At 61.3% G+C, this 16,051-nt stretch carries 18 protein-coding genes and 1 pseudogene; 14 read left to right on the forward strand and 5 right to left on the reverse strand.

Annotation, left to right across the window (positions count from 1 at the left end):
- Positions 1-242: helix-turn-helix domain-containing protein (locus ACGYLQ_RS19665; protein WP_394444484.1), on the reverse strand; the 242-nt coding region annotated here is incomplete at its 3' end.
- A gap of 207 nt (positions 243-449) precedes the next feature.
- Between ACGYLQ_RS19665 and ACGYLQ_RS19670 the strand changes: the two genes are divergently transcribed.
- From ACGYLQ_RS19670 to ACGYLQ_RS19730, 13 genes and pseudogenes are all read left to right on the forward strand, one after another.
- On the forward strand, positions 450-1,016 hold the full coding sequence (locus tag ACGYLQ_RS19670) for an SCO family protein (protein ID WP_088635930.1): 567 nt from the start codon (positions 450-452) through the stop codon (positions 1,014-1,016).
- A 5-nt stretch (positions 1,017-1,021) separates the two neighbouring features.
- Complete coding sequence (locus ACGYLQ_RS19675; protein ID WP_088635910.1) at positions 1,022-1,444, forward strand: disulfide bond formation protein B; 423 nt, start codon at positions 1,022-1,024, stop codon at positions 1,442-1,444.
- Positions 1,441-2,094, forward strand: a complete 654-nt coding sequence (locus ACGYLQ_RS19680) for a thioredoxin domain-containing protein (RefSeq protein ID WP_088635911.1) — start codon at positions 1,441-1,443, stop codon at positions 2,092-2,094. The genes ACGYLQ_RS19675 and ACGYLQ_RS19680 overlap by 4 nt, the downstream gene beginning before the upstream one ends.
- Positions 2,095-2,123: 29 nt before the next feature.
- Positions 2,124-2,591 (forward strand): copper chaperone PCu(A)C, encoded by a 468-nt coding sequence (locus ACGYLQ_RS19685; protein WP_088635912.1) that lies wholly within the window; start codon positions 2,124-2,126, stop codon positions 2,589-2,591.
- Positions 2,591-3,217, forward strand: a complete 627-nt coding sequence (locus tag ACGYLQ_RS19690; protein WP_088635913.1) for an SCO family protein — start codon at positions 2,591-2,593, stop codon at positions 3,215-3,217. Before ACGYLQ_RS19685 ends, ACGYLQ_RS19690 begins: the two co-directional genes overlap by 1 nt.
- Positions 3,214-4,587: pseudogene (locus tag ACGYLQ_RS19695) on the forward strand (M23 family metallopeptidase). Before ACGYLQ_RS19690 ends, ACGYLQ_RS19695 begins: the two are co-directional and overlap by 4 nt.
- 3 nt (positions 4,588-4,590) lie before the next feature.
- Entirely contained in the window at positions 4,591-5,046 is a 456-nt protein-coding gene (locus ACGYLQ_RS19700; protein ID WP_043772538.1) for a DUF411 domain-containing protein, read from the forward strand.
- A gap of 12 nt (positions 5,047-5,058) precedes the next feature.
- On the forward strand, positions 5,059-5,841 hold the full coding sequence (locus tag ACGYLQ_RS19705; protein WP_088635914.1) for a ZIP family metal transporter: 783 nt from the start codon (positions 5,059-5,061) through the stop codon (positions 5,839-5,841).
- Entirely contained in the window at positions 5,825-6,328 is a 504-nt protein-coding gene (gene lspA, locus ACGYLQ_RS19710) for a signal peptidase II (protein ID WP_369824853.1), read from the forward strand. Before ACGYLQ_RS19705 ends, lspA begins: the two co-directional genes overlap by 17 nt.
- Positions 6,295-7,908 (forward strand): apolipoprotein N-acyltransferase, encoded by a 1,614-nt coding sequence (lnt, locus tag ACGYLQ_RS19715; protein ID WP_394444485.1) that lies wholly within the window; start codon positions 6,295-6,297, stop codon positions 7,906-7,908. Before lspA ends, lnt begins: the two co-directional genes overlap by 34 nt.
- Positions 7,899-8,066 carry a hypothetical protein gene (locus ACGYLQ_RS19720; protein ID WP_009815492.1) on the forward strand — a complete coding sequence of 56 codons (168 nt, stop codon included), beginning with the start codon at positions 7,899-7,901 and terminating at the stop codon, positions 8,064-8,066. The genes lnt and ACGYLQ_RS19720 overlap by 10 nt, the downstream gene beginning before the upstream one ends.
- Positions 8,067-8,090: 24 nt before the next feature.
- Complete coding sequence (locus tag ACGYLQ_RS19725; protein WP_088635917.1) at positions 8,091-10,028, forward strand: penicillin acylase family protein; 1,938 nt, start codon at positions 8,091-8,093, stop codon at positions 10,026-10,028.
- Positions 10,025-11,026, forward strand: a complete 1,002-nt coding sequence (locus ACGYLQ_RS19730) for a cytochrome c oxidase assembly protein (protein ID WP_088635918.1) — start codon at positions 10,025-10,027, stop codon at positions 11,024-11,026. The genes ACGYLQ_RS19725 and ACGYLQ_RS19730 overlap by 4 nt, the downstream gene beginning before the upstream one ends.
- Before the next feature lie 219 nt (positions 11,027-11,245).
- On the opposite strand, the gene ACGYLQ_RS19735 is transcribed toward ACGYLQ_RS19730, so the two are convergent.
- The 3 genes from ACGYLQ_RS19735 to ACGYLQ_RS19745 all read right to left on the reverse strand — a co-directional run bounded on the left by ACGYLQ_RS19735 (position 11,246) and on the right by ACGYLQ_RS19745 (position 14,617).
- The gene (locus ACGYLQ_RS19735) at positions 11,246-11,758 is read right to left on the reverse strand and encodes a murein L,D-transpeptidase family protein (protein WP_035367119.1); all 513 of its coding nucleotides are present in this window, start codon (positions 11,756-11,758) and stop codon (positions 11,246-11,248) included.
- Positions 11,759-11,940: 182 nt separating this feature from the next.
- Positions 11,941-12,228 carry a zf-TFIIB domain-containing protein gene (locus ACGYLQ_RS19740; protein WP_071974146.1) on the reverse strand — a complete coding sequence of 96 codons (288 nt, stop codon included), beginning with the start codon at positions 12,226-12,228 and terminating at the stop codon, positions 11,941-11,943.
- 34 nt (positions 12,229-12,262) lie between these two features.
- On the reverse strand, positions 12,263-14,617 hold the full coding sequence (locus tag ACGYLQ_RS19745; RefSeq protein WP_271690351.1) for a cation-translocating P-type ATPase: 2,355 nt from the start codon (positions 14,615-14,617) through the stop codon (positions 12,263-12,265).
- A gap of 182 nt (positions 14,618-14,799) precedes the next feature.
- Here ACGYLQ_RS19745 and ACGYLQ_RS19750 point away from each other — a divergent pair, with 182 nt between their 5' ends.
- Positions 14,800-15,084, forward strand: coding sequence for a hypothetical protein (locus tag ACGYLQ_RS19750; RefSeq protein ID WP_088635920.1), 285 nt, complete (start codon positions 14,800-14,802; stop codon positions 15,082-15,084).
- Positions 15,085-15,109: 25 nt separating this feature from the next.
- On the opposite strand, the gene ACGYLQ_RS19755 is transcribed toward ACGYLQ_RS19750, so the two are convergent.
- On the reverse strand, positions 15,110-15,775 hold the full coding sequence (locus ACGYLQ_RS19755; protein WP_088635921.1) for a L,D-transpeptidase: 666 nt from the start codon (positions 15,773-15,775) through the stop codon (positions 15,110-15,112).
- Positions 15,776-16,051 lie beyond the last annotated feature (276 nt).

Here is a 16,051-nt window from a genome sequence, read left to right on the forward strand (position 1 = left end):
GCCTCATCACAGGGCCGGTTGGGATGGTCGCTGAGGTCGAGCAGCTCGCGGATCGCATCGAGCGAGAAACCGAGTTGCCGCGAATGGCGGATGAAGGACAGTCGGTCGAGCTGTGCATTGTCGTAGCGCCTCTGTCCGCCTTCGGTCCTGCCAGGTTCGGGCATGAGCCCAATCTGTTCGTAGTACCGGATGGTCTGCACCTTTGTGCCAGTCTTCTTTGACAGAGTACCGATCGTGAGCATTTTCGCCTCCATGAAAAAGATACAGTTTGTGTAGGTTTTGCCGTCGGAATAAACAAGTGCCGGATTCACAGACGCGTGAGTTCAAGCTATACCATGATTTTGTGCTTGAACCTCTAGCGGCTAGAGGATGTATCCGCACATGCAATAAGAATCAAAAACAGGCGCACAGGATTGTCCCTTACATCGGCACAGAAATTTCTTTGGGTTTTGGCAGGCGTGGCAGCGCTTGCCTTCGTATGGCTTTTGCTCTGGTCTGACTATCGTTCCGATAGCGCCCGAACCGACGCCGAACCGCCTTTTTTCGCTGAGTTCGAACTGACGGACCACCAGGGTATGGTTCGAACCGAGGAGGACTTTGCGGGGCGCTGGATGCTGGTTTTTTTCGGCTTTACCAACTGCCCCGACGTCTGCCCGACGACCCTATCCGAGGTCGCGGCGGTGATGGACGGTCTGGGCGACGATGCCGCCAAGGTCCAGCCGATTTTCATAACAATCGACCCTGAACGAGACACGCCCGCAGCACTCGCCGAATACGTCCCGCTGTTCGATGCGGGCATCATCGGGCTGACCGGCATGCCGGAACAGATCGCCGCCACATCCGAGACCTTTCCGATCTTCTTCGAACGCGTCGAAGAGGCTGCGGCGCCGGATGGTTACACGATGGGCCACACGTCGCATCTGTTCCTCTTCGATCCCGACGCGGGCTTCGCCGACTCGTGGCCCTACGGCACCTCCGCCGAAGAGATCCTCGCCGACCTGGAAGAGAGGATCTGACCGACATGAACCGTATGTCCGGAGAAACAGCCCTCGGGCTGGCGTGGATCATCGCGCTCGTCGCCTCGCTTGCCGTGCTTTTCATCGGCGAGGTGCTGGGGCAGACGCCCTGTGTGCTGTGCTGGTTCCAGCGCGCCTTCATGTTCCCCTTGGCCATTATCCTCGGGCTGGGCCTTTGGTGGCGGGACGGCCGCGTGGGGCGCTATGGCATCGCATTGGCGCTTGGCGGCGGCGCAGTCGCCCTGTGGCACATGGGACTGTACGTCGGTCTTGTTCCCGAACGCATCCAGCCCTGCACGGCGACCGGCCCCTCTTGCACCGATGACAACCAACTGGTCTTAGGCATCCCTATCCCGCTGATGGCGCTCGCCGCCTTCGCGCTGATCGGGGCGCTTTCGGCCCTTTCATTGAAGGACACACGAACATGAACCGACGCGGCCTGATCCTGTCCGTTCTCGCCCTCGGCGTCGCCGGTTTCGGCGGAGCCACCTGGTTTGCAACCCGCCCCGGCCCGGTGGCCGAAGCGGAGCCTGTTGCGCCGGAACTCGCGGACGCGATGATCCGCCCCTACTCGCCCATCCTCGGGCCTGCGGAAGCGCCCGTCACGATCGTCGAATTCTTCGATCCGGCCTGCGAGGCCTGTCGCGCCTTTCATCCCATCGTGAAGGACATCATGGCCGAGCATGGGGATGCTGTCCGCGTCGTGATCCGCTACACGCCCTTCCACGGCGCGGCATCCGAGGAAGCGATCCGCGTGCTCGAGGCGGCGCGCATGCAGGACATTTACGTGCCGGTGCTCGAGGCCGTTTTGCGGGAACAGCCGAGATGGGCGTCGCACGGTGCCCCGGAGCCTGGTCTGATCCTTCAAATCGCCGCCACGGCCGGACTCGATGCCGAGGCCGCGCGCACGCAAATGCTGGCACCCGATGTCGTGGCGATCCTGAACCAGGATCGTGCTGACGTCGAGACCGTGGGAATTCGCCAGACGCCCACATTCTTCGTGAACGGCAAGCCGCTCGATCCGTTCGGGGAGGCAGAACTGCGGCGATTGGTGGCTGCCGAAGTCGCTGCCGCGTAAAGCTGAATGGAAAGGGCAGGATCAGAACGATGAAAAAGTATATTTTGACCGGCACACTGGCCGTGCTTTTGACCTTTGGAGGGCTCTCAGTGCCCGCGCTGGCCGGACCAGAGGATGTTGTCGTCGAGAACGCGTGGTCCCGCGCCTCCATCGGGATGAACCGCCCCGGGGCCGCCTACATGGCGATCCGCAACACTGGCGACGAACCGGTGACGCTGATCGGCCTTACAACACCGCTCGCGATGATGCCCGAAATTCACGAGACGAAGACCAATGCCGAAGGTGTGAGTTCCATGAGCCCGGCGGGGGAGATCGCGATCGCCCCTGGCGAAAGCGTCGCGCTCGAGCCGGGCGGCCTGCACGCGATGCTGATGCGGCTGAAAGAACCGATGACGGAAGGGGACACCTTTCCGCTGACCCTGCTTTTCGACGACGGAGGCGAAGTGACGGTCCATGTGCCGATCCTCGGCATCGCCGCGCGAGGGCCGGAGGACTGATGCGGCGACGGGCGATCCTGGGGTACGGCGCGGCTGGTGTCGGGGCGGTCGCCCTGATGCTCTTCGTCGGTTGGTGGCAGGTCGATGGACCCGGTGGACCCGAACCTGTCGGGCAGCGGCCTATGGCCCTGACCGAGATGGATTTCCGTCTGACGGATCATGAGGGCAACGCGGTCGGGCCGGAAACCCTGATCGGTCGCCCGACGATGGTGTTCTTCGGCTTCACCTACTGTCCCGATGTCTGCCCGACCACGCTCTCGGACATTTCGGGATGGCTCGACGATCTGGGAGACGAGGCCGACGAGATGAACGTGGTCTTCATTACGGTCGACCCCGAGCGCGATACCGTCGAGGCGATGGCGGAATATGTCGGCTACTTCCATCCTGGGATACGTGGCTGGACGGGACCGGAAGAGCAGATAGCGCGCGTCGCGGACGGCTTCCGCGCCACCTACGAGCGAGTACCGGCGGAGAGCGGCGATTACACGATGAACCACACCGCGAGCGTCTTCCTGTTCGCAGCCTCTGGGCGATTCGTCACCATGATCGACTATCACGAGCCCAAAGAATTCGCGGTGCCGAAGATCCGCCGCGCGCTGGAAGAAGAAATGGAGGGGGCGACATGAGGCTCAGATCTTTGGCGGCTTGTGTCGCAATTGCGGGGACGGTTTCGGGAGCGGCTATCGCCATCTCTGATTCCATGTCGAAAGAACCCGTGCCGCCGGAACTTGCCCAGGCAGGTAGCTGGATGCCCCAAGGTCCTGAAGCCCCCCAGAACGTTGACATCCCCGTGACGTTGCCCGCGGCGGCATGGGCAGACGATGCACCCGACCTCAGCCCGCTGCCCCTTCTGCAGGCCGCGTTTGCCGACAGGCCGGTGCAAGCGATCGAGCCACCCCTGTCGACGTGGTCGCGCGACATTGCTCCGGGCGAAACGCTCGATTTCTTGCTGTCAGAGGCCGGTCTTGCGGCACCTGACAGAGCCGAAGTTGCCCTCGCGCTTGGTGCGGAATACGATCTGCGACGGCTGCGGCCGGGGCACTCGGTCACTGTCGCTTCGACCGTGGACGGCAGCCCCCGCACCGTCTCACTCGCCGTCGAGGACGGGGTTCGGATCTAGGTGGTTTTCGGCGAGCAGTTGTCCACACAGGTCGTGGCTCCGGATCCGGAGATCGTAACCCTTGCCGGCGAAGCCGTGATCGACAGCTCGATCTTCGCGGCACTCGACGAAGCCGGCATACCCGCCCGTTTTTCCGTGGACCTTGCGCAGATGCTGGGTGGGACCGTGGATTTCCGCCGCGAGATGGCCGGTGGCGAAACACTAAGGCTTCTCTGGCGTGAGGCGCGGGTCGGAGAGGACAGGATCGGACAGCCCGAACTCGCCTTCGCCGCACTGGAGGTCGGCGGTTCGCTTTACGAGATCGTATGGCCGGACGACGGCAGCGGTCAGGCGACGATCTACGTCGATGGCGAGGTGCTGCGCGTCTTCGCACAGCCGGTCGAGGGTGCGCGCCTCAGCTCGGTGTTCGGACGCCGCACGCATCCGGTCTTTGGCAACGTCCGGATGCACACCGGCGTCGATTTCGCAGCGGCACGTGGGACACCGGTTCAATCGACGGCACCGGGGCGGGTTAGTTTCATTGGCTGGCGCGGTGGCTATGGCCGTGTGGTCGAAATCTCGCACGGCTCCGACACCATGACGCGCTACGCGCATCTGAGCGCCGTGCCGGAAGACCTGGCACAAGGCCAACGCGTTGCGGCGGGAGATGTGATCGGCCGCGTCGGCGCGACTGGCACGGCGACAGGTCCGAACCTGCACTACGAAGTCCTCGTGGATGGGCGCCCGACTGACCCCCTCACTGACGACCGGCTCGCCGAAGCAGCCGAGAGCGAAGCGGATGATACCGCCGCGCTCTCGCGTCTGGCCGAGGCGCGCGCGCTTCTGAATGAAAACCTCGGCAGCGAGATTGCCAAAACGACAACCGAAAGGCTCTGACCCATGAAACGCATGACCCAAGCTCTCGCCATCACGCTCGCCCTGTTCCCAGCGGCCCAGGCCCTCGCAGAGGCAACGGCGATCGACGTCCGCAAGACCAACGGATGCGGCTGCTGCCTCTCGTGGATGAAACATCTCGAAGAGAACGGGTTTGTGCCGACCGGCCAGGACATGTTCGGCGGGCTTCTCGTGCGCTTCAAGCTAGACAACGGCGTGCCGCAGCGCATGGTCTCCTGCCACACCGCGCTCATTGACGGCTACGTGATCGAGGGCCATGTACCGGCCGCTGACATCCGCCGCCTTCTCGAGGAGCGCCCGGACGCCGTCGGCCTCGCTGTTCCGGGGATGCCCTATGGCTCGCCCGGCATGGGGCCAGAAGACGACCGTGAAGCCTATGATGTCTTCCTCATCCGCAAGGACGGGTCGACGGAAGTCTTTTCGAGCTACGCCGAAGGATAATCTGGCCCGCCCATGGGAAATCTGTCTCCGATAATGCTCGGCTTTCTCGGAAGTCTTGCCGCCGGATCGCTCACAGCAGTCGGAGCAGTTCCCGTGCTGTTCGGGCGCATCCCGTCTCGGGCCACACGCGCTCTGTCGCTCGGCTTCGCTGCCGGTGTGATGCTCGCCGCTTCTTTCTTTTCGCTGATCATCCCGGCATTGGATGCGGCGGAGCCGATGTTCGAAAACGGCGCGATGCCTGCGGCCATCGTATGCGTTTCGATTCTTCTGGGCATGGGGGCTGTCGCCCTGATGAACGAAAAGCTGCCGCACGAGCACTTCAAGATGGGACGCGAAGGGCCCGAAGCGGCGTCTTTGCGGCGGGTCTGGTTGTTCATCATTGCGATCACGATCCACAACTTCCCCGAAGGCCTTGCCGTGGGGGTCGGCTTCGGATCCGGAGGTATGGAGGGCGGTTTGCCGCTTGCTGTCGGCATCGGGCTTCAGAATGCGCCCGAAGGATTGGCCGTCGCTGTATCTCTGCTGGGCGAGGGATATCCGAAGCTGCGCGCCTGGGGCATCGCGGCGCTGACGGGCATGGTCGAGCCGATTGGCGGCCTGCTCGGGGCCGGGATCATCACACTGTCGGAACCGCTGCTGCCATGGGGACTGGCCTTTGCCGCGGGCGCAATGCTCTACGTCATCAGCCACGAAATCATCCCCGAAACCCATCGCAGCGGCCATCAGAACAGGGCGACGCTCGGTCTCGCAGTCGGGCTCGTTCTGATGCTGTTTCTCGATGTCTGGTTGGGATGAGGCAATGTCACTAAACAAGGTATCTCCGGTGATCGGCGTCTTCGCGGCGCTTGCTGCGTTCGCGATTGATCAGATCACCAAAGCCATTGTTGTTGCGGATGCCGCCACTTTAAGCGCCGGGATTTCCGTGTTTCCGGGATTCAACCTCGTCTTTTATCGTAATGACGGCGTGACTTTCGGGATGCTGGGCGGCGCTCCGTGGTGGAGCCTAATCGCTCTCGCTCTTGCCATCTGTGTTTGGCTAGGGGTTATGCTGTTTCGCGCCGACAATGCGGTGGAAATGCTTGCCTACGGTGCGATCATTGGCGGAGCCCTGGGCAATGTCATCGATCGTGTGCGGTATCGGGCTGTAACAGACTTTCTCGATTTCTACATTGGCACAACACATTGGCCTGCCTTCAACTTGGCCGATGTATTTGTCGTCAGTGGCGTGGGGCTCTTGCTCGCCGCGCCATGGATCAGCGCGCGGCGTTCGATCAAGTCGTGAAGCCGGAAATTCTGAACCGCATCGCTCTGCGCCACCGTTTTCTTTCGCGGATGACGCTTGGTTTCGCCGCCGGGGCGATGACCGTTCTGACTTTCCCGCCTCTTTCGATTCTCCTGCTTGTTCCCGTTGCCTATTCCGCGTTGTTTGTCGGGCTTCGCGATCTCTCCTTCGGGCGTGTTTTCCTCGTCGGCTGGGCGTTTGGTCTCGGCCAGTTCGGTTTCGGGATTTGGTGGATCGCGGAAAGTTTCTACGTCGAGGCCGAGCGGTTTGGGACGATGGCGATTCCGGCGGTCGCGGGATTGTCCGCAGGTCTCGCGATTTTCCCAGCCATTGCCGCTGCGCTTTTTGCCGAAATCGCGCGGCGCGGAGCCATGGGCAGTCTCTTGGCCTGCCTCCTGTTCGCGACCTCCTGGACCGTGGCCGAGTGGTTGCGTGGTCACGTTCTGACAGGGTTTCCCTGGAATCTGGCCGGTTACGCACTTGTAGACTACGCCGCCCTTCGCCAGACCGCCGCCTGGGTCGGAAGCTATGGGCTAAGCTTTCTCACCGTGTTCGTCGCGGTACTCCCTGGCGCGGCTGCTATGGCGTCCGGGCGGCAACGATTGACCGTTTCGCTCATGGCGCTGGCCGGAATCGCGACGATGTGGGCTGTCGGCACGCTGCGCCTCCAGTCGGATGCACAACAGCCACCCGGTGTCGACCTGCGCATCGTCCAGGGCAACATTCCACAAGAGGAGAAATGGGCGCCCGAGAACCGCGAGGCGACATTCGCGCGCTATCTTGAGCTTTCAACCCGGCGCGGCGATTTCGACGTGCTTCTCTGGCCGGAAACCGCCTTTCCGGGTTTCCTCGACGAGGATACGGAGGCGCAGGCCCGCATTGCCGCTGCGCTCACAGAGGGCAGGGTGCTGCTCACCGGTGTGCCGGACCGTGTACCGAGCGAGGATGGCACCCGATATTTCAACACGGTCCAGGCTTTTGGCGCGACCGGCAGAATCCTGACCGGATACGCGAAACACCATCTCGTACCCTTCGGCGAATATGTGCCATTCCGTGGCTGGTTGCCCATCGAGCGGCTCACGGCGGGTCTGGGCGACTTTACGCCCGGACCGGGCCCGCGAACGCTTGCGCTTCCGGGTGTGCCGCTGGTCGCCGTGGCGATCTGCTATGAGATCATCTTCCCAAGCCATGTGGTCGACGATCTGTTCCGGCCGGACTGGATTTTCAATGCGACCAACGATGCTTGGTTCGGAACCAGCATTGGACCGGAGCAGCACCTCGCGTCCGCACGCATGCGCGCTGTCGAGGAAGGGCTTCCCATCGTCCGGGCCGCAAACACAGGGATCTCCGCGATCATCGACGCAAACGGTGACCTCGTCGCGCGGCTCGGCAACGGAGAAACCGGTGTCATAGATGCGGCTCTGCCCTCTGCTCATCCGTCAACGCTCTATGCGCGCTTCGGTGACTGGGCGCTGCTGGCTCTCATCTTCACTACTTGGGCCGTCGGACTGGCTGCAGGTCTGGTCGGCACACACCGGTGCAACAAGAGAACAAGAACGGAGAAAAAGTCATGCTGGTAATCGCGGGCATTGTCGCGGGTGCGATCTGGGGTGGATATCTGGCGCGACGCCGAAAAGGAAACCGGCTGGATATCCTCCAGTATGCGGCGAGTTCGGCGATCGCCTTCGGTCTTCTCACCTATTTCATATCGGTGGTCCTCTTGCGCATCTTTTTTTAAGAAGGGTTTCGAAACAGCACCGACATGAGACGGCTTTTCAACATATTGCTGTACGGGTTTCTGGCAATCTGCATCACGGTATCGGTTGGTTCCGGGTTGGTCTATTTTCTGCTGAGCGCATCCGTTCCCGACTACGACGAGGACTTCACGGTCGCAGGCTTAGGCGGACCGGTCGACATTCTGCGAGATTCTTCGGCAGTCCCGCACATCTCCGCGACTTCCGCTGCAGATGTCTACTTCGCGATCGGCTTCGTTCACGCCCAAGACAGGCTCGGTCAACTGTTAAGGGCAAGGCGAAAAGCGGAAGCTTCGTGGCCAGCCGATGGGACATTGTCCGTTGCGCCAGCGGTCTCAGACGCGCTCGCGTCCTATGCCGCGGGCGTCAATGCGTGGCTCGAGCTTGTGTCGGAAGGCGGGCGTGGCAGAGGCTCTCCGGAGCTGCTGATCGCAGACGAACGGTCGATCGCGGCCTGGACACCCGGCGATAGCCTGAGGATTGCCCGGTCTTTCCTGAATGGCCTGCGACCGGGAAGCGCACGGGAAGGAATGCCGAGTATATCAGGTGCCATTATACCGACGGATCGCCCGAGAGCGCCCGAACTACTGGCGACTGATCCGCAGCAGCGCCTCAATGCGTGGGCGATGGACGGTGACCGAACCGCTACCGGGACGCCAATTCTCGCCGCCGAAATCAGCGGTTCCCTGTCGCTTCCCTCGGAATGGTATCTCGCTGATCTTCAATTTTCGACGGGGCCGGCCATAGGGGCCACAATGCCGGGCGTACCTTTCGTTATTGTTGGTCGCAACGCGCGCGTCGCCTGGGCCTTCCGGTCACTTCCCGTGCCAGACGAGGAGGCGCCAGGGGGGCCATCACCCATGCAGACGGCAGGTTTCCTGACGATGCTGGAGCTGTTTGCGCGTTCAGCCGACGCGAACGATGCCACTAGAGTTGCCGCAGACATGTTGCCGAAGGGCATGGAGGCATTGGTAATTGATCGAGAGACCGTTGACCGTTGGCCAAAAGAGGAAGCCGTACGGGCGTCGTCATTTCGCGACATTCGACTGGCGGAGCTTGAAACGCGGCAATCGATCTTCTCGACAGAAGGCGTCATGGGTGTTCAAAGGGACACCGTAAGTTCCGTGGCGCGAACCCTCCTGCCCCTAATGGCGAAAGAGCTTTGGTTCGTGCAGTCCAGAGACAGCATCGAAGGCACCGATACGGACGACCTTCGTCGTGAGCTACTGGACAGGCTTGCGTCGTGGAATGGCGAAATGGATCGATATGCGCCGGAACCTCTGCTGTTTTGGACCTGGGTCTGGGCTTTGCAGCAGCGCATTTTGAAAGACGAGTTTCCGACAGCGAAGCAACTCTGGACCCGTCCGAACCCGGACTTTCTTTATGCGGTACTCAGCGATCGTCGCGGCAGCGCGATCTGGTGCGACATCCGTCCATCGTCACCTCGAGAGACATGTGAGGAGCAGGTTCGCGTGGCCTTGGATGATGCCCTTGGCTGGCTGGTCGATCGATATGGGCGCGATCTTTCGACCTGGACCTGGGGGGAGGAGCATACATTGGACATGCAGTGGTCGCCGATCAGTTCACGTGGGTTGCTGACCGACCTGCTGTCCCTTCAAGCGCCGATCTCAGGCGATCCCTTTACGCAATTCTTGACGTCATTTGGTGTTGAAGAAGACCGTCCATTCCTTGTAAGTGCCGGAAGCAATTTTCAGGCGGTCATGTCGATATCGGGAGCAGCGGGATCATACTACATCTCGCCCGCCGGACAGTCGGGACATCCGCTATCTCGATTCTACGACAATCTTTTTCCCTCGTGGATACAAGGCGAATACCTCGCCATGTCGACCGATCTGTCACTAGCCCGTGGCGGCGCTTCCGGGATATCGCGGCTCACACCGGCTACCTCCGACAACCCTCGGATGAGCGAGGGCCAGAGCGAATGATCACGAACTTCTTCTTCCTTTACGACCCTTTCGGCTATGTGCTGTCACCGGTGTCGCTCATTGTTGTCGGTCTTACAGCATGGCTGTTTTTGCGTGGGCTCAAAATACACGCTCGCTGTCTCGGAAGGGTTTCTGGCTGGCGTCGAGCCGTCTTCTTTGTCGGCCTCGCGGCCGTCCTCGTCGCGACGAATGGGCCGCTCCCGCCATTGGGGCACAGTCTGTTTTCGGTACACCAGGCCGAGCATCTTCTTCTGCGACTGGCAGGACCCATTCTCATTGCGGTTTCTCAACCCTGGCTTGTCCTTCAAGCCGGATTGAAAAGGGAATGGCGCCGACGCCTTGCCGCGATTGGGCGTGCGCGCATCCCGCGATTCTTGGCGCTTCCTGCATCTGCCACCTCCTTGTTGATTGGTGCGCTTTTCGTCTGGCAGATCCCGATGATCTACGCCCTTACACAACGTATTGCGGCGATGGAAGCGCTAGCACATCTGTCTATGGTGCTGGCTGGGCTTTGGTACTTTGCTATGCTGTTCGATCTGCGTGATCCGCCTGAAGGAGCGCGGCGCGGTGCTCGGCTGATGTCAGGGTTCGTGGTGATCGTTTCCAACATCTTTCTGGGCTCCCTGACAACGCTCAAAGAGGTGCCTCTCTATGGATCAGAAATCATCGCAGCGAGCGGTGGCCGACTTCGCGCCCTGGCTGACGAGACAATCGGTGGCTACGTAATCTGGGTCCCGTCGTCGATGGTTCTCATCGCGGCAATCATTCTGGTGCTGAACGGCTGGAACGCGGCGGAGGAACGGCGCTGGACGTCCCGCTACGACCTGATGCGCCAATCGAATGCGGCGGCGCTCGAGTTTCCGGAAACCGCGGAGGAACTGCGTCTGAAAGTAGGGAAGCCGAACCGAGACATGGGCCGTACGCTCGCCCTTGGCGCATTCTCCATGTTCATGGTTGTCATGGTTACCGTCGTGACCATCGTCTATGCCCTCGGATAGATTGAATTCGACATGAGACCAGACGTATTCTTCTCCGCTAGGGCCCGCCTGTCTCGCCACTGCCACGGCTGGACACATATTGTAGTGTCCTTACGCGTACCGGGTGCTTGCGCTGGCCCACGGCGGCAAGTGTCACTTTGGCCGTGATCGCCATCGAAGCGATCAACGTGGCCCTGTGCCGACGATTTGCCTGATCTGACGGAAGATCATCTCCTCCCATCAGGCGTAGATGTCGATCGGTGTTCCGTCTTTCACCATTGCATAGATGTCCTCGATCTGCCGATCTGTGACCGCGATGCAGCCAGCTGTCCAGTCGCGGACGTCCGTTGGGTCGATGCCTGGGCGTGGACCACCATGGATGAAGATGTCGCCGCCGGGGGAAAGGCCCTGCGCTTCAGCAAAGGCGATGTCGGCCTCATTCGGATAGGAGATGCCAACCGAAAGATGATACGTACTGTCGGGGTTGCGCTTATCGACTACGTAAGCGCCCTCAGGGGTCCGGCCGTCTCCCTCGAATTGCTTGTGACCCTCAGGAGCGAAACCCAGCCCGACCGGATAGGTTTGCAATACGCGATCGGCTCCGTCCAGAACAAGCAAACGCTGCCCCTTGTAAAGCCGAACACGGGTCACTTCGGGTCCGCCATAGCTGCGGAACTTGCTGGCACAGCCAGACAAAAACGCTGCCAATCCGCCCAACAGGACGGCGCGGCGGGGAAATCGGATGGTTTTCACTGCTCGATGCCTCTTTCGTGAGGTCTGATATGGACATTACGTTACCTTGCAAATGCTGCGTGATCAATGTCCGTGGGCAAGCGCGGCCTTTGCCATCTCTGGACCAACCTGCTCACCGCTGAATGCCTTGCGGGCCTACCGCAGCGCCTTGAGGGCGACCGGCAGGGAGACCACGGCAAGCCTTAATCGAACAACTCGTGAAGCCAGGATTTGCGTCGATAGCCGTGCTTGCGGTCGCCGCCGCCGTGCTTTCCGCGCCGGTAGCCGCGATCATCGTCGTAGCCGCGCGGCTCAGGCACCCGCTGAGGCGCCACATCGGGTGCCGAACGCTCGATGATCTTGTCCAGTTCACCCCGGTCGAGCCAGACACCCCGGCAATCGGGACAGAAGTCGATCTCGATCCCCTGGCGGTCGGTCATGCTCAAGGGCACCTCGCAAACCGGACACATCATCCTGCCCTTCACGCTCATGTCTCGTCTCGGCTCCTTTCCGGGTTCTCCCAGTTCAATGACCATGTGCCAGCGCTCCTTTGGCCAAGCCTTCGCCAACCTGTTCACCGCCAGACGGCGGCGCCTTGGCCTCTTGGCTGTTCAGCAGGCGCAGGGCGTTGGCCACCACCAGCAATGACACTCCTACATCGGCTGCAATAGCGCCCCACATCGATGCCACTCCGAAAGCGGTAGCGACAACGAAAACGCCCTTGGTCGCCAAGGAAATACCGATGTTCTGATGGATAATCGACATTGTCCGGCGCGAATGACCGATCAGCCAAGGCACCTTCCCGAGGTCGTCTGTCATCAGGGCAATATCCGCCGTCTCGATTGCCGCGTCCGAACCAACGGCACCCATTGCGATGGCGTAATGCGCGCGCGCCATGGCCGGGGCGTCGTTGACCCCGTCGCCGATCATGGCCACCATGTCATGCGTTTCGACCAGTTCTTCGATAGCTGTCACCTTGTCTTCGGGCAGAAGCTCGGCACGGACCTCGTCGATGCCGACCTCGGCTGCAACAGCGCGCGCTGTCCGCTCGTTGTCGCCCGTCAGCATGACGATGGTCTTCACGCCCTGCGCGTGGAGCTGTGCCACGATGCCCTTGGCATCGGGGCGGATACGGTCGCGCAATTCCAGGATGCCGGTGACGCCGGTGTCGTCGCCCACGGCAACAAGGGTGCTGCCGGCCCCTTCGATGCGGTCGCGCAGATCCTTCGGAATGGCGTCGCCGAAACCCTTCTCCTCGGCAAACCGGTCGGACCCTAGCCAGATCGACCGGCCGTCTGTGCGTCCTTCAAGTCCCCTACCTGGAACGGTTCGGGTATCTTGCGCGGCGGACACATTGATGCCTTCGGCTTCTGCCCGCGCGAGAATGGCGCGCGCCAAGGGATGCGAGGAACGTGCCTCCAGCCCAGCGGCGAGGGTCATCAGATCTTGCGCCGATGCTTTGCCCAGCGGATGCACCGCCGCCACCTCCGGCTCGCCCATGGTGATCGTGCCGGTCTTGTCCATGGCCAGTGCAGTGGTCTTGCCCGGTGCCTCAACATATGCACCGCCCTTGATCAGCACCCCAGCCCGCGCTGAGGCGGTGAGTGCGGCGACGATGGAGACCGGTGTCGAGATGACCAGAGCACACGGGCAGGCGATCACCAGCAGCACGAGTGCATTGTAGAACCAATAATCCCAGGCCCCACCGAAAATGAGCGGCGGCAGCAGGGCAATTGCAATGGCGAGAGCCATGACGATAGGCGTGTAGATGCGGGCGAACTTCGCCACCCACTGCTCCACCGGCGCACGGCGGGCATGGGCGTCGCCGACCATGCGGATAATCTTGGCCAACACGGTGTCCGAGGCGGCCTTCGTGGCGCGCACCGTCAGTGTGCCTTCGCCGTTGATCGTACCGGCATAGACTTCGTCGCCCCGTTCCTTTGGGACCAGCGCACTCTCTCCGGTGATTGGCGCCTGATCGACGGCCCCTGCCCCATCGACAACCTCACCATCCAATGGGATGCGATCTCCGCCGCGCACGACGAAACGTGCGTTGATAGCAACCGCGGAAGCCGGTACGTCCGCTTCCGAACCGTCATCATAAAGAATTCTTGCCGTCGGCGGCGCCAGGTCCAGCAGAGCTGAAACCGCATTCCTCGCACGCCCGACGCTCCAGCTTTCGAGGAAAAGCGAGAGCGAGAAGAAGAACGCAACCGTCGCCGCCTCGAAAAATTCGCCGAGGCCAATTGCACCCGCGACTGCGACGACCATGAGCAGGTTCATGTCGGGCGACAGCCGCCGTGCGGACGACCATGCCTTGGGCGCCACGAGCCAAACACCGAACAGGATCGCGACCGCGAATAGCCCTGCCTCGACCAGTGGCATCGGCGCTTCGCCGTGCCCTGCGAAGAGGCCAAGTGCCCCCCCCATGCCGGTCTCGATGATGTGCCACAGAAATCCCGCGGCCCAGAAGCCACCACTGAGCGCCGTAAACAGCCGCTGGCGTGCAAGATGGGCCGCCTGGTCGACCGACGCGTTTTCGGCATCCCAGGGCTTGGCGGTCATGCCGGTGCTTGCGACCAGTTCTGCAATTTCGCCGTCCGATACACTCTTGGCGCTGTCGAGGATAGTCATCCGTCCATTGATCACGTCGAACGCAAGATGTTCGGCCCCGCCGATCTTCGGGCCGACCACCTTGTTCAGGATTGCTACCTCCTCGGCGCAATCGAGGCCGGACACCTGAAAACTGCGCCCGCCCGCTGGCGCGGGGGTCGCCGGAACGATGTCGCCGCACGTTCCGGCGCTCCCGCAGCAGCTGCCGCCGCTTGTCTGGGCATCTTCGGCGTGATCGTGGTCGTGACGATGGGTGTCGGACGGCATGAATGGACCTCTGGATTCGGGTGCTTTACCATGACATAGCCCCTACAGTGGCTAGAGCTTCAAGAGCAAAATACGGTGGTATTTCAGATTGTTTTATTGCTAGAGGATGCGGTGACTGGCTCTATCACGCCTTGAGGCATGAACAGCCGCTGCAAAGAAAAACAGTCACGAAAGGAAACTTAATGCGGGTTTTGATTCTGAAGCAAAAAATGATGGTTGCAGTGGCGCTGTCGCTCACGGCCGGGTGCGCAGTCCAGCCGACTGGACCGGGCGACGTGGCAAAACAGGGGGGCAACGTTCCCGAAGCCGTGATTGCAATGGCTGCCCCGGATCAGGATGTTGCAACTGCGCGCTTGGTACCGGAAGACGGGTGCTACTGGTACAAACACAGCGGCCCCGTAGAAACAACCTTGCTGCCGCTGCGCACGGCGAACGGCAATCGTATCTGCACCCCTCGCGAAACTTAATTGCGTTTGCCGTCCGCTGCTTGGCTTAGCTGCGGGCAGTCACGCTGTCCTCCGCCGAGTAAAGATAGGCCGTAGAGCCGGTCTCGACGTTCGGGTAAAGATCATTGATATGAGCCATGACCATCCGTACGCAGCCCGAACTTGCGCGGCCACCGATACTCCGTGGGCTCGGAGTGCCATGGATGCGCAAAAGGGTATCGCGATCCCCGACGTAGAGATACAGCGCCCTCGATCCAAGCGCGTTTTCCGGTCCCGGTTCCATGCCATCGGCAATGTCAGCATAAAGTTCGGGGTCGCGATTGATCATGCTCTGTGTCGGTTGCCAGTGCGGCCACCTGACCTTGCGCTTGATGGTATAGACACCCGGCTCGTAGAGGTTCCCCCGCGCGATGGCCACGCCGTAGCGCATCGCGGTTCCACCCTCTTCAATGTGGTAAAGATATCGTGCGACCGCGTCGACATGGATATCTCCCGGCACGAGACCGGCCTTCGCAAGGACTCGTTGCGGCAGGAACCGCGGGTGCAAATCCCAGGGATTGGAGGTTTCGGGGACATAATTTGGAGGCGTCACCTGTGCGTCCCATTCAGCCTTCTGCGCCTCGGTGGGCCAGCTATCGGCAAACGTCACGCCGGGAACGGTCGCAGAAAATAGCGCCGTTGTTGTTTGAATGAAGTGTCGTCTTGTCAGCATGTCGTACCCTTTCGGTTCCCACCGGCGATTGATGGCAAGAACGGTATGTGTTCTCCTTGAACAGATAGGACTTCTAGTGGCTAGAGGTTCAAGGGCAAATTTTCGTGAGTAAACATGCGATCCTTGCAGTTTCCAGTTTGCTTGGGAGGAGAAAACTGCTCGCACGATACCTGGTCCGAAGTTGCGCAGCGACAATTCGTTAGGGTCAGGATTCATAACCAGTAGATGACGGTTGCTGCGAGCGCGATGGCTGAGAGAAAGACCTTTGGACAGCGG

Origin of the sequence: Sulfitobacter sp. 1A12779 (assembly GCF_043557315.1) — a bacterium.
Taxonomy (GTDB): Bacteria; Pseudomonadota; Alphaproteobacteria; order Rhodobacterales; family Rhodobacteraceae; genus Sulfitobacter; species Sulfitobacter faviae.

Bases quoted from the DNA above. Each gene is read 5' to 3' on its own strand.
- ACGYLQ_RS19675 (WP_088635910.1), top strand. From the start codon at position 1,022: ATGAACCGTATGTCCGGAGAAACAGCCCTCGGGCTGGCGTGGATCATC.
- ACGYLQ_RS19680 (WP_088635911.1), top strand. From the start codon at position 1,441: ATGAACCGACGCGGCCTGATCCTGTCCGTTCTCGCCCTCGGCGTCGCC.
- ACGYLQ_RS19685 (WP_088635912.1), top strand. From the start codon at position 2,124: ATGAAAAAGTATATTTTGACCGGCACACTGGCCGTGCTTTTGACCTTT.
- ACGYLQ_RS19690 (WP_088635913.1), top strand. From the start codon at position 2,591: ATGCGGCGACGGGCGATCCTGGGGTACGGCGCGGCTGGTGTCGGGGCG.
- ACGYLQ_RS19700 (WP_043772538.1), top strand. From the start codon at position 4,591: ATGAAACGCATGACCCAAGCTCTCGCCATCACGCTCGCCCTGTTCCCA.
- ACGYLQ_RS19705 (WP_088635914.1), top strand. From the start codon at position 5,059: ATGGGAAATCTGTCTCCGATAATGCTCGGCTTTCTCGGAAGTCTTGCC.
- lspA (WP_369824853.1), top strand. From the start codon at position 5,825: ATGTCTGGTTGGGATGAGGCAATGTCACTAAACAAGGTATCTCCGGTG.
- lnt (WP_394444485.1), top strand. From the start codon at position 6,295: ATGGATCAGCGCGCGGCGTTCGATCAAGTCGTGAAGCCGGAAATTCTG.
- ACGYLQ_RS19720 (WP_009815492.1), top strand. From the start codon at position 7,899: ATGCTGGTAATCGCGGGCATTGTCGCGGGTGCGATCTGGGGTGGATAT.
- ACGYLQ_RS19725 (WP_088635917.1), top strand. From the start codon at position 8,091: ATGAGACGGCTTTTCAACATATTGCTGTACGGGTTTCTGGCAATCTGC.
- ACGYLQ_RS19730 (WP_088635918.1), top strand. From the start codon at position 10,025: ATGATCACGAACTTCTTCTTCCTTTACGACCCTTTCGGCTATGTGCTG.
- ACGYLQ_RS19740 (WP_071974146.1), bottom strand. From the start codon at position 12,228: ATGAGCGTGAAGGGCAGGATGATGTGTCCGGTTTGCGAGGTGCCCTTG.
- ACGYLQ_RS19745 (WP_271690351.1), bottom strand. From the start codon at position 14,617: ATGCCGTCCGACACCCATCGTCACGACCACGATCACGCCGAAGATGCC.
- ACGYLQ_RS19750 (WP_088635920.1), top strand. From the start codon at position 14,800: ATGCGGGTTTTGATTCTGAAGCAAAAAATGATGGTTGCAGTGGCGCTG.
- ACGYLQ_RS19755 (WP_088635921.1), bottom strand. From the start codon at position 15,775: ATGCTGACAAGACGACACTTCATTCAAACAACAACGGCGCTATTTTCT.